The 466-nt window shown below is 54.1% G+C and carries 1 protein-coding gene; it reads right to left on the reverse strand.

What is annotated here, in order from left to right; genetic code table 11:
- A partial coding sequence (locus RGM3321_RS00170; protein WP_244391026.1) for an MFS transporter occupies window positions 1-466 on the reverse strand: 466 nt, incomplete at both ends.

Genomic DNA, 466 nt, shown 5'->3' on the forward strand with positions numbered 1-466 from the left:
CCCTAGAGCCGATCCCAGACCGTGGCTCTTGGCCAGTGAGGCGCCCACGAATGGTCCAATTGCACCGCCGAGAGCTCCGACATTGTAGATGAACCCCACTCCGGCAGCTCGCTGCTCGACGGGGAAATAGCTCGATACCCACCGAGGGGCCAGCCCTGAAACACCTTGGCCGAACAACTGGTTGAAGAACAGTAGAAGCCCAATGAGCCATGCTGACTTAATTCCCACAAAGAATAGCGGAAACACGATGATCTGCGCTATGAGAATGCTCGTGAAGTACCACTTTCGCATTCCTATCCAGTCTCCCATGAAGCCTGTGACAAAGTAACCGATCATGTTGCCGAATTGTGCGATCGTCAGCAGATTGGCGACGGTGGAAGCTGCATATCCTGCACCCGTGAGGTATGTAGGTAAGAGTCCCAGGATGGGCCATCCATACATGAAGGCAGAAAGGATGACGATCATG

Source organism: Pseudomonas sp. RGM 3321, from assembly GCF_022836805.1.
Lineage (GTDB): Bacteria > Pseudomonadota > Gammaproteobacteria > Pseudomonadales > Pseudomonadaceae > Aquipseudomonas.